General features: G+C 63.2%; 11 protein-coding genes and 2 tRNA genes. 10 read left to right on the top strand and 3 right to left on the bottom strand.

Annotated features, from left to right (window positions below; all coding sequences use genetic code 11):
* The first annotated feature begins 431 nt into the window (after window positions 1–431).
* The 4 genes from ppnN to VGN46_RS07210 all read left to right on the top strand — a co-directional run bounded on the left by ppnN (window position 432) and on the right by VGN46_RS07210 (window position 2,936).
* Window positions 432–1,829: a nucleotide 5'-monophosphate nucleosidase PpnN gene (gene ppnN / locus VGN46_RS07225; protein ID WP_331642182.1), complete on the top strand. Its 1,398-nt coding sequence runs from the start codon at window positions 432–434 to the stop codon at window positions 1,827–1,829.
* A 131-nt stretch (window positions 1,830–1,960) separates the two neighbouring features.
* Complete coding sequence (locus VGN46_RS07220; RefSeq protein WP_331642180.1) at window positions 1,961–2,116, top strand: DUF3309 family protein; 156 nt, start codon at window positions 1,961–1,963, stop codon at window positions 2,114–2,116.
* 80 nt (window positions 2,117–2,196) lie between these two features.
* Window positions 2,197–2,331, top strand: a complete 135-nt coding sequence (locus VGN46_RS07215) for a hypothetical protein (protein ID WP_331642178.1) — start codon at window positions 2,197–2,199, stop codon at window positions 2,329–2,331.
* Entirely contained in the window at window positions 2,331–2,936 is a 606-nt protein-coding gene (locus tag VGN46_RS07210) for a DNA-3-methyladenine glycosylase (RefSeq protein ID WP_331642176.1), read from the top strand. Before VGN46_RS07215 ends, VGN46_RS07210 begins: the two co-directional genes overlap by 1 nt.
* Before the next feature lie 31 nt (window positions 2,937–2,967).
* Here VGN46_RS07210 and VGN46_RS07205 read toward each other — a convergent pair whose 3' ends face one another.
* A complete protein-coding gene (locus VGN46_RS07205; RefSeq protein ID WP_331642174.1) occupies window positions 2,968–4,098 on the bottom strand; it encodes a serine hydrolase domain-containing protein in 1,131 nt (376 codons plus the stop codon).
* Between the two features lie 172 nt (window positions 4,099–4,270).
* Between VGN46_RS07205 and VGN46_RS07200 the strand changes: the two genes are divergently transcribed.
* Window positions 4,271–4,543: a DUF2845 domain-containing protein gene (locus tag VGN46_RS07200; RefSeq protein WP_331642172.1), complete on the top strand. Its 273-nt coding sequence runs from the start codon at window positions 4,271–4,273 to the stop codon at window positions 4,541–4,543.
* 88 nt (window positions 4,544–4,631) lie between these two features.
* Here VGN46_RS07200 and VGN46_RS07195 read toward each other — a convergent pair.
* Window positions 4,632–4,708: transfer RNA gene (locus VGN46_RS07195), tRNA-Asn, on the bottom strand.
* A gap of 47 nt (window positions 4,709–4,755) precedes the next feature.
* Window positions 4,756–5,289, bottom strand: coding sequence for a GspH/FimT family pseudopilin (locus VGN46_RS07190; protein WP_331642170.1), 534 nt, complete (start codon window positions 5,287–5,289; stop codon window positions 4,756–4,758).
* 127 nt (window positions 5,290–5,416) lie between these two features.
* Between VGN46_RS07190 and uvrB the strand changes: the two genes are divergently transcribed.
* The 5 genes from uvrB to VGN46_RS07165 all read left to right on the top strand — a co-directional run bounded on the left by uvrB (window position 5,417) and on the right by VGN46_RS07165 (window position 9,417).
* Window positions 5,417–7,438, top strand: coding sequence for an excinuclease ABC subunit UvrB (uvrB, locus tag VGN46_RS07185; RefSeq protein ID WP_331642168.1), 2,022 nt, complete (start codon window positions 5,417–5,419; stop codon window positions 7,436–7,438).
* An 81-nt stretch (window positions 7,439–7,519) separates the two neighbouring features.
* Window positions 7,520–7,594: transfer RNA gene (locus tag VGN46_RS07180), tRNA-Val, on the top strand.
* A gap of 100 nt (window positions 7,595–7,694) precedes the next feature.
* On the top strand, window positions 7,695–8,405 hold the full coding sequence (locus VGN46_RS07175; protein ID WP_331642166.1) for an rRNA pseudouridine synthase: 711 nt from the start codon (window positions 7,695–7,697) through the stop codon (window positions 8,403–8,405).
* Window positions 8,406–8,529: 124 nt separating this feature from the next.
* Window positions 8,530–8,925 carry a hypothetical protein gene (locus VGN46_RS07170; protein ID WP_331642164.1) on the top strand — a complete coding sequence of 132 codons (396 nt, stop codon included), beginning with the start codon at window positions 8,530–8,532 and terminating at the stop codon, window positions 8,923–8,925.
* A gap of 69 nt (window positions 8,926–8,994) precedes the next feature.
* Window positions 8,995–9,417 (top strand): CopD family protein, encoded by a 423-nt coding sequence (locus VGN46_RS07165; protein WP_331642162.1) that lies wholly within the window; start codon window positions 8,995–8,997, stop codon window positions 9,415–9,417.
* The last annotated feature ends 61 nt before the right edge of the window (window positions 9,418–9,478 follow it).

Below are 9,478 nucleotides of genomic sequence, written 5' to 3'. Positions count from 1 at the left end.
TGGCCTACGGCCGCTCCACTTGTGCGGAACTCGCCTCGAGGGTGGACACCAAGGTCTCTCACGACGATTCGGTTGAGTGGAAAGAGAGCCGTTGGCGTGGCCGTCCCGGAACACCAGGGCGATGCGGAAGCGGTTGCTGGTATGCAGTTGCCGATCACGTCCGTCGCGCCTGTGCCGGCGTGCCTGCCGACGATGCTGCCGCGCGCTTTGGCTCGGCCACGCGAACCTCAGGGCACCGAAGGCTCTGCGCCGCCACGTCCGCCCCCGCAGCGGCGTTCCCGGAATTCCGCGACGAACCTTTTTGCGCCGATTTCGGGCCGCTGCCGCCCCACCCTTGACCCCCGCGCCCGCCACGCGTGATCCTAGGCGGTCCGCTCCCGATCCGGAGCGGGGTTCGCCGCTAATTCGCGGTCAGAAGGACGAGTCACACCATGAATGCCATTCAGTTCGGGGAGCCGGTATCCGGCAAGACGGTCAGCGCCCGCGTTTCGCCGGCCGGCGGCCTCGATATCCTTTCCCGCAATGAGGTCGCGCGCCTGCGCGATGCCAGCGGGTCCGGGTTGCACCAGCTGCTGCGCGGCTGCGCGCTGGCGGTACTGACGTCGGGCAACCTTTCGGACGATCCGGACACCATGTTCGGAAACTATCCTGACTTCGACATCCAGGTGCTGCAGGAAGATCGCGGCATCAAGATCGAGCTGAAGAATGCGCCGGAGCAGGCTTTCGTCGACGGCCGCATCATCCGCGGCATCAACGAACTGCTGGTCGCCGTCGTCCGCGACATCGTCTATGTGTCGACGCAGCTGGCCGCCGGCGCGTTCGATCTGGACGACAGCGTGGGCATCACGCATGCCGTATTCGAAATCCTCCGCAATTCGCGCATCCTGCGTCCGCAGATCGATCCGAACCTGGTCGTGTGCTGGGGCGGTCATTCGATTTCGCGCGACGAGTACGAATACACCAAGCGGGTTGGCTACCAGCTCGGCCTGCGCGCCATGGACATCTGCACGGGCTGCGGCCCGGGCGCGATGAAGGGTCCGATGAAGGGCGCGACCATCGCGCACGCCAAGCAGCGTCGCAAGGGTAACCGCTACATCGGCGTGACCGAGCCGGGCATCATCGCCGCCGAGTCGCCCAACCCGATCGTCAACAACCTGGTGATCATGCCGGACATCGAGAAGCGCCTCGAGGCGTTTGTCCGTCTCGGCCACGGCATCATCGTGTTCCCGGGCGGCGTCGGTACGGCGGAAGAAATCCTGTACATGCTCGGCATCTTGTTGCTGCCGAAGAATAAGGGCATCCCGTTCCCGCTCATCTTCACCGGCCCGCGTAACTCGGCGCCGTACTTCGAGCAGATCGACCGCTTCCTGCGCCTGTGCCTGGGCGATTCCGTGGCCGAGCATTACAAGATCATCATCGATGATCCGGCGGCCGTGGCCCACGCGATGGTCTCGGGCATCGACAAGGTGCGTAACCACCGCCTGGACAACAAGGATGCGTTCTTCTTCAACTGGGCGCTGGATATCCCGCTGCCGTTCCAGCAGCCGTTCCCGCCGACCCACGACGCCATGTCGGGGCTCGCGTTGCACAGGGATCGCCCGCGCCATGAGTTGGCGGCGGATCTGCGTCGCGCCTTCTCGGGCATCGTCGCCGGCAACGTCAAGCCGGAGGGCGTTCGCGCCATCGCCGAGCACGGCCCATTCGTGATCGACGGCGAGCCGGAGATCATGCGTGCGCTGGACGATCTGCTGAAGGCGTTCGTCGAGCAGCACCGCATGAAGCTCCCGGGCGGTACCGCCTACGAGCCGTGCTACGTAGTCCGTACCTGATCCACCGGGCAGGGCGGCCCAGCGCCGCCCTGCCATTGGCTGAACGTGACAATGGCGCCCCCTGTGGGCGTCACGGGCCCTAGACGGGGTGGCGGGCGACGATGCGTCTCACATCACCACGGGAGACGCCCATGCTCGTCACCATCCTGCTTATCGTGCTTATCCTCGCCCTGGTCGGCGGCTTGCCGACGTGGGGGTATTCGCGTTCCTGGGGTTATGGCCCTAGCGGCGGTATCGGCGTCATCCTCGCGATCATCCTGGTCTGCTGGCTGCTGGGCGTCTTCTAACGCCGCACTCACGCTGCCGCGCATCCTTGGGTAGCATGGTGGGATGCGCGGCGCCTTCGCGGCGGCGCGAGGAGACTCCCATGCCCCGACCCCACCGCCCCGTGCCCGATACTGACCTTCCGCCCCCCGGTACATCGCCGCCGCCGTTCGACCACGAACCCGTCGAACGTCCAGGCCCCGAGCCGGATACCGACGGGGAGGCGCCGGAAACCTGATGCCAGCGCGCCGCAAGCCCTGGCCGGGCGAGATCCTTCCGCGATCCTTCTTCCAGCGCGATGCCCGCGAGGTCGGGCCGCAATTGCTGAACAAAGTGCTCGCCAGTGCCGATGGCCGGGCAGGGCGCATTGTCGAAGTTGAGGCCTACGTGGGTGCGATTGATCCTGCTGCCCACACCTTCCGTGGCAAGACCAAGCGGAACGAAGTGATGTTCGGTCCGGCCGGGCATATGTATGTGTACTTCACCTACGGCATGCACTGGTGCGCGAATACCGTGTGCGGTGATGAGGGCGAAGGTAATGGTGTGCTGATGCGCGCGCTGGAACCGATCGCCGGCCTCGAACTGATGCGCGCCGCGCGGCCGAAGATCCGTCGTGACAAGGAGCTTTGCAGCGGCCCCGCGCGACTGACGCAGGCGATGGGCATCACCGGCGAGAAGAACGGCATCGACCTGGTGCGTGCGCGCGATGGCTATACGGTTCTCGACGACGGCACGCCACCGCCGGAGAACGTGCCGGGGTCGGCACGTATTGGTATTCGCGAGGGAACCGACCTGCTGTGGCGTTGGTATATCGCGGGGAATCCGAACGTTTCTAAGCCCTAGCACCGGTCTCTTCAGGCCGGGCGTGCCACGGCTAGAGGCCTCGCTCAACCGTCAGAGCAAAGGTTTTGAGTGCGCCTTCGGTTCCCTTGCAAGTGTCATTCGCCAGAAGCGCGAAACCCTGGTCTCGCTGCGGAAACAGGACGATCTGGCTGGAGGCGCCGAAGCTGCCGCCACCGTGAGAAATGACCTTAAGACCATTCAGCGATTCGACATGCCAGGCCATGGCGATGTCCTCGTCGTCGCCATGCGCGAGTGGTTTATGCGAAAGCGCGATGACCGGGTTGGTTTCGTCAAGCTGCCAGCGCACGAAACGCGCCAGGTCGTTCGGTGTTGACCAGAGGCCCCAGGCGGCGCCTGCATTTGCGGGGTGCTGCGGCGCCGGCTCGCCGAACTGGTCGTAGCCGATCACCTGCCGGGATGTAAGTTTTGGCGACAGGGTCAGTGTCGTTGATGTCATGCCCAGTGGCGTAAGGATGCGCTCTTGCAGAAGTGACGCGTAGGGCACCCGGTAGACGTGCTCGAGGCCGGCGCCGATGAGCAGGAATCCTGCGTTCGAATAGCGCTCCTCTTTCCCAGGCTGGCCTTGCAGGGCGGTGTGATGAAGGTCGCGGAGGAAGTCGCTTTCATCGCGGCCGCGGTTCAATGCCAATAGTTGCGCGGGAAGCGTACGAGGATTCTTCGCAGCGAAGATCGCATCGGAATCAGGGATGTCGCGGGGCATTCCCGATCGGTGGGTCAGCAGTGTGGCCAGTGTGACGGGGTGGTCGTCGGCGGCGAGGTTCGGGTAGGTGCTGCTCAGGTAGCGACGGAAGTCGCCTTCAAGGGTCATCTTGCCTTCGTGCACCGCCATGGCGGCGAGCGAAGCGGTGAAGCTTTTAGTAACGGAGGCGATTTCGTAGACACTGTCCGCGGTAGGCAAGATCGAACGTTTGCGGTCGGCGACGCCGTAGTTGTATATGCGCGCGCCTTCCGCTGCGACGGCGGATATTGAGAGACCTGTATGGCAGGAATCCGAAAAGTAAGCGGTGGCCGCCGCATCGACAGCCTTATCCATGGGCGTGTGCAATGGATTGTCGCTAGGCGGATGTGCTGCTGAAGGAGGGCTCATGAAGGCCGTGGCACACATGGCTGCGGCGATCAGGGCTAGACGGCGTCGATGCATGGTCGCTCCGGGGCAGTACCAGGCTCTATCTTCAATGGCGCCGCCCGCTGTGTCATGTGCAATGCGTCAGTGTCCGGTGGCTGAATGCACCTCGGGGGTGATATCTCTTGCAACTTGTGGCTGATCGGGCGACAGCGGTAGTCTCGGCAACACGTAGACAAGGAGATTCCGCATGAAGCGAGTCATCGTCGGGCTGCTGCTGGCCGCCCTCGCCATTCCTGCCATCGCGTCTGAAACCTGGCGCGTCAACTCGCAGGTTGTCAGTACGGGTGACAGCGAAGGTCGCCTGCGTCAGATCGCCGGCAAGCCGGATCGCGAGACGCCTATCGAAACCTCGCGGGGCGGACTACGCGGGTATCGACTCGAATACTTCCAGCAGACTAAGTCCGTGCAGGTCGAAATCATCAACGGGCGTGTCAGCGACATCAAGCAGATTGAGAACTAGCGGGAAGGCGCCCTGCGGATGCCAGGGGCAAAAACTTAAAATCAGGCAAAAGAAAAGGGCTTGCATCGCTGCAAGCCCTTTCTAAATCTGGCGCCCGAAGTTGGACTCGAACCAACGACCCCCTGATTAACAGTCAAGTGCTCTAACCGGCTGAGCTATTCGGGCGGGGAGCCACGTATTTTGTGGATCTTGCCGGGGACTGTCAAGCATTCTTAACGATGGTCTTCACGCGAGCTCGCACAGGCCGCCGCACTCGGCCGATCCGGCGGTTCCGCGTGGATGCGCCCGGCGCTGGAAATCACCACGGAGACCGCCGTAGCGGGCCGGTGGCGGACGCATAGCGTCACCGTATCGTTGCCGCCCGGTGCCCGTCCGGCCTCATCGAAGGTGATGTGGGGCCGGGCCTGGGAGGAGCGAGTGGCGAGCCGGCCGGGTAGGGCATCGTGCGCTGAGACGACGATGGATCCGTCGACAATGATCCAGCCCTGGTGCCAGCGCCCGCCCGGAGTACAGCGCCGGCCATCGCGGCTCGGGCAAGCGGCGACGTGGCCGCCCCGGGCGATCGCCGCGCGCCGGGCGGTGGCGAGGTCATCGGCGAGTGTCTCGGCGGCGTCGCGTAGCTGGGCCTGCGCCAGAATGTTGCCAAGTGCCGGCAGGGCCACGGCCGCCGCAACCGCCAGGATGGCCACGACGACGCATAGCTCGATGAGGGTGAATGCGCGAGAGAAGCGGCAGCGACGGGGCATGACAAGGTCCAGGGGGCGACTCGCCGAGGATGTTCCTCACACGCCCCCTCATCTGTCGGCCGGCAACGTCACGCCATGTAGGCGCAGCGCCTTTAAACTGAACGCTTTCGCCTGCATATTCTGGGCTATGACTGATCTTTTCCAGCTCGTCTCGCCGTTCCAGCCCTCCGGTGATCAACCTGAGGCCATCCGCCGCCTGACCGAGGGCTTCGATGCAGGCCTGGCCTCGCAGACGTTGCTTGGCGTGACCGGCTCCGGCAAGACCTTCACGATCGCCAACGTGATCGAGAAGATCCAGAAGCCGACCATCGTGCTGGCGCCTAACAAGACACTCGCGGCGCAGCTCTATGGTGAGTTCAAGGAGTTCTTCCCGAACAACGCGGTGGAGTACTTCGTCAGTTACTACGATTACTACCAGCCCGAAGCGTATGTGGTCGCCTCGGATACCTTCATCGAGAAGGATTCGAGTATCAACGACCACATTGAGCAGATGCGCCTGGCCGCGACCAAGGCTCTCCTGTCCCGAAAGGATGCGCTGATCGTCGCTACGGTTTCGGCGATTTACGGCCTGGGTGATCCGGAGGACTACATGAGCCTCCGCCTGATCCTGTCGCGCGGAGATCATGTCGACCAGCGCGCCCTTATTCGTCAGCTCACCGAATTGCAGTACACCCGCAACGAGATGGAACTCCGCCGTGGCTCGTACCGTGTACGCGGCGAGGTCATCGATGTGTTTCCGGCTGAGTCGGAAGCGGAGGCGCTGCGCATCGAGCTGTTTGATGGCGATGTAGAGAACCTGTCGATATTCGACCCTCTAACGGGCGAGGTGCTGCGCAAGGTGCCGCGCTACACGGTGTACCCGAAGACCCATTACGCCACCACGCGACAGAGCGTTTTGAACGCGATGGAGACGATCAAGGTTGAGCTCTCGGAGCGGCTGGAGCAGCTGTACAAGGACAATAAGCTCGTGGAAGCGCAGCGCCTTGAGCAGCGTACGCGCTTCGATCTGGAGATGATGGCCGAGGTGGGCTTCTGTCAGGGTATCGAGAACTACTCGCGGCACATGACCCGCCGCGGTCCCGGTGAGCCGCCGCCGACCCTGTTTGATTATCTTCCGCCGGATGCGCTGATGGTGGTCGACGAATCCCATGTGACCGTGCCTCAGCTCGGTGCGATGTATAAGGGCGATCGTTCGCGCAAGGAGACCCTGGTGGAGTTCGGCTTCCGCCTGCCGTCGGCCATGGATAATCGTCCACTGCGCTTCGAGGAATGGGAGCGCCGCGCGCCGCGTGCCATTTATGTATCGGCCACGCCGGCGAAGTACGAACTGGAGCATTCGGACGACAATATTGTCGAACTTGTCGTCCGTCCGACTGGTCTGGTGGATCCGGAAGTCGAAGTACGTCCGGTGCGTACGCAGGTCGACGATCTGCTTGGCGAAATCCGCAAGCGCGTCGCGATGGGTGATCGTGTACTGGTGACGACGCTGACCAAGCGCATGTCGGAGAACCTCACCGATTACCTGTCTGAGCACGACGTAAAAGTGCGTTATCTACACTCCGATATCGAAACGGTCGAGCGCACGGAAATCATTCGTGACCTGCGCCTCGGCGAATTCGATGTGCTGGTGGGCATCAACCTGCTGCGCGAGGGCCTGGATATGCCCGAGGTGTCGCTGGTGGCTATCCTGGATGCGGACAAGGAGGGCTTCCTGCGTTCTAACCGTTCGTTGATCCAGACCATCGGGCGCGCGGCGCGTAATGTGCGCGGCAAGGCCATCCTGTATGCGGACGAGATCACCCGTTCGATGAAGGAGGCCATGAACGAAACGGCACGTCGCCGTGAGAAGCAGATGGAATACAACGCGGCGAACGGGATTACCCCCACGACCGTGGTGCGGCGCATCGCCGACATCATGGAGGGCGCGCGATCCGACCTGGGCGCACGAGGCAAAGGCAAGAAGGGCAAGGATGCGAAGAAGACGGCCGAGCCGGCCGAGAACTACAGCGCGCTGAGCCCCGAGCAGGCGGGCACGATGATCAAGAAGCTGGAGGCGCGCATGTACAAACACGCCCAGAACCTGGAGTTCGAGGAAGCGGGCAAGGTGCGCGATGAGATCCACCGCTTGCGGGAGCAGGCCCTGCGCTGAGGCCCGGGTCGGCCAGGGCGCGCGTTTTTTCGCCGCCCCCTTGCGCAGGCCTGCGGGCATGGGTAAACTGCGCAGCTCTTCGGGCGGTTAGCTCAGCGGTAGAGCACTACCTTGACATGGTAGGGGTCACAAGTTCGATCCTTGTACCGCCCACCACTTTCCTCAATAGGAAAAGTGGTATGAAGACAACGACTAAGGAGCCGTCAGGCTCCTTTTTTCTTGCCTACGGGCACGGTTCAATTCTCAGGCCACGCTGATGACCGAACCCGAGCGCCTCGCCAAACGTATCGCCGCCCTTGTCCCGTGTTCGCGCCGGGAAGCCGAGATGTACATCGAAGGCGGTTGGGTGCGCGTCGATGGCGTCACCGTGGAGCAGCCGCAGTTCAAGGTGCTTGACCAACGCATTGAGATCGATCCCGCCGCCAGGCTGACGCCGTCGGAGCCGGCATCGATGGTGCTGCATAAGCCCGCGGGCGTGGGCGCGGAAGAGGCCCGGGCGTTGATCAGGGTTGAGAACCATCTTGTCGACGATCCATCGGGCGTGCGCGTACTGCATCGGCACTTCGCCCGCCTGGAATCGGTGCTCCCGCTGCCCGACATGTCGAGCGGGCTACTGGTCTTCACCCAGGATTGGCGCGTCAAGCGCCGACTCCAGGAGGATTTCGAGCGTATCGAGCAGGAATGGGTGGTCGAGGTCGAGGGGAAACTGTCGTCGAGTGGCCTGGCCCTGCTCAACCACGGTCTTGTGTTCGACAGCTACGCGCTCCCACCGATCAAGGTGAGTTGGCAGAACGAAACCCACCTTCGCTTTGCCCTCAAGCGAGTCTCGCCGGATACCGTCGTGCGTATGTGCGACGCTGTTGGTTTGAAGGTGCTGGGCATGAAGCGCCTGCGTGCAGGCCGAATTCCGATGGGGCGGCTCGAGCCGGGGCAGTGGCGGTACCTCGCGACGACGGATCGCTTCTGACCTGTTGCCGTTGCTGCTGACGGGCTTGTAGGCGATTTCCTACGCTTCTTGTTGAGCGTCGGAGGCTGTTGCGTTCTTGCTCCTGCGGGGATGCTTGTGGCCTTCCCCAACGGATGCCAATGCCATGAGTGAGTGGTCACTTTCCGCCGCCGACTGGACCTCGATGCAGGAGCGCATGGCGCGTTCTGATGCCCGCTTTGACGCCTTCCTTGGTCGCTTCGACGACCATGTGCGCCGTACGAACGAGAGCTTCCAGCGTATCGATACGCGCCTGGAGCGCATCGACACCCGGGTCGAGCGGCTGGAGGTTCGTGTCGGGGAGCTCGAGCAGTCGGTCAACATCGTTCGTCGTGACGTAAAAGATGTAGACAAGCGCTTGCGCGTGGTCGAAGGCGATGTCCAGGACCTCATCCGCTATCGGCACCGGTTGTGGGGCATGATCACGGCTATCGCGGCGCTGGGCGGCACCCTTGGGTTCGCGGGGGCCCAGGCCTTCTTTCAGGTCATGCGTCTCCCATGAGGCTCACTGCCGCAGGCCGCGGGCTCGTCTGCCGGGCTACACTCATGCCTTTCCAAGGGAGCGCCGCCCATGGCTTACCTGCTGATCAAGTCGCTGCACATCGTGTTTGTCATCGCCTGGATGGCCACGGTGTTCTATCTCCCACGCATCCTGGTGAACATCAAGGAGGCCGAGGCCGAGCCGCCGGTTGTCAAGGCGCGGCTGGAACTCATGGGGCGCCGGCTGTACAAGTTCGGGCACAGCATGTTCGGCATGGCCTTCCTCTTCGGGCTGGTTCTCTGGCTGTATTTCGGCATCAAGGGTGGCTGGCTGGATGCAAAGCTCGCACTCGTCGCCTGCATGCTCGCTTACTTCATCTGGGCGGGCAGGGCGCTGAAGCGCAGCATCGCCGGTGGCTCGCTGCCGTCATCGAAGGTGCTTCGCATCGGCAACGAATTGCCGGTCCTGGTCCTGCTGGCCATCGTTTACCTCGTGGTGGCCAAGCCGTTCTGAGGTCTCGCCGCGTGAGACCTGCATCGGCCATCATGGTTCGCACCATCCAACCCGCCGACGG

Source organism: Luteibacter sp., from assembly GCF_036500425.1.
Taxonomy (GTDB): Bacteria; Pseudomonadota; Gammaproteobacteria; order Xanthomonadales; family Rhodanobacteraceae; genus Luteibacter.
The sequence above is the reverse complement of the archived record's forward strand: the minus strand, read 5'-3'. Positions and strand labels throughout refer to the sequence as shown.

Excerpts from the sequence above, each read along its gene's own strand:
- uvrB (WP_331642168.1), top strand. The coding sequence starts at position 5,417 with ATGACTGATCTTTTCCAGCTCGTCTCGCCGTTCCAGCCCTCCGGTGAT.
- VGN46_RS07175 (WP_331642166.1), top strand. The coding sequence starts at position 7,695 with ATGACCGAACCCGAGCGCCTCGCCAAACGTATCGCCGCCCTTGTCCCG.
- ppnN (WP_331642182.1), top strand. The coding sequence starts at position 432 with ATGAATGCCATTCAGTTCGGGGAGCCGGTATCCGGCAAGACGGTCAGC.
- VGN46_RS07165 (WP_331642162.1), top strand. The coding sequence starts at position 8,995 with ATGGCTTACCTGCTGATCAAGTCGCTGCACATCGTGTTTGTCATCGCC.
- VGN46_RS07215 (WP_331642178.1), top strand. The coding sequence starts at position 2,197 with ATGCCCCGACCCCACCGCCCCGTGCCCGATACTGACCTTCCGCCCCCC.
- VGN46_RS07190 (WP_331642170.1), bottom strand. The coding sequence starts at position 5,289 with ATGCCCCGTCGCTGCCGCTTCTCTCGCGCATTCACCCTCATCGAGCTA.
- VGN46_RS07220 (WP_331642180.1), top strand. The coding sequence starts at position 1,961 with ATGCTCGTCACCATCCTGCTTATCGTGCTTATCCTCGCCCTGGTCGGC.
- VGN46_RS07200 (WP_331642172.1), top strand. The coding sequence starts at position 4,271 with ATGAAGCGAGTCATCGTCGGGCTGCTGCTGGCCGCCCTCGCCATTCCT.
- VGN46_RS07205 (WP_331642174.1), bottom strand. The coding sequence starts at position 4,098 with ATGCATCGACGCCGTCTAGCCCTGATCGCCGCAGCCATGTGTGCCACG.
- VGN46_RS07170 (WP_331642164.1), top strand. The coding sequence starts at position 8,530 with ATGAGTGAGTGGTCACTTTCCGCCGCCGACTGGACCTCGATGCAGGAG.
- VGN46_RS07210 (WP_331642176.1), top strand. The coding sequence starts at position 2,331 with ATGCCAGCGCGCCGCAAGCCCTGGCCGGGCGAGATCCTTCCGCGATCC.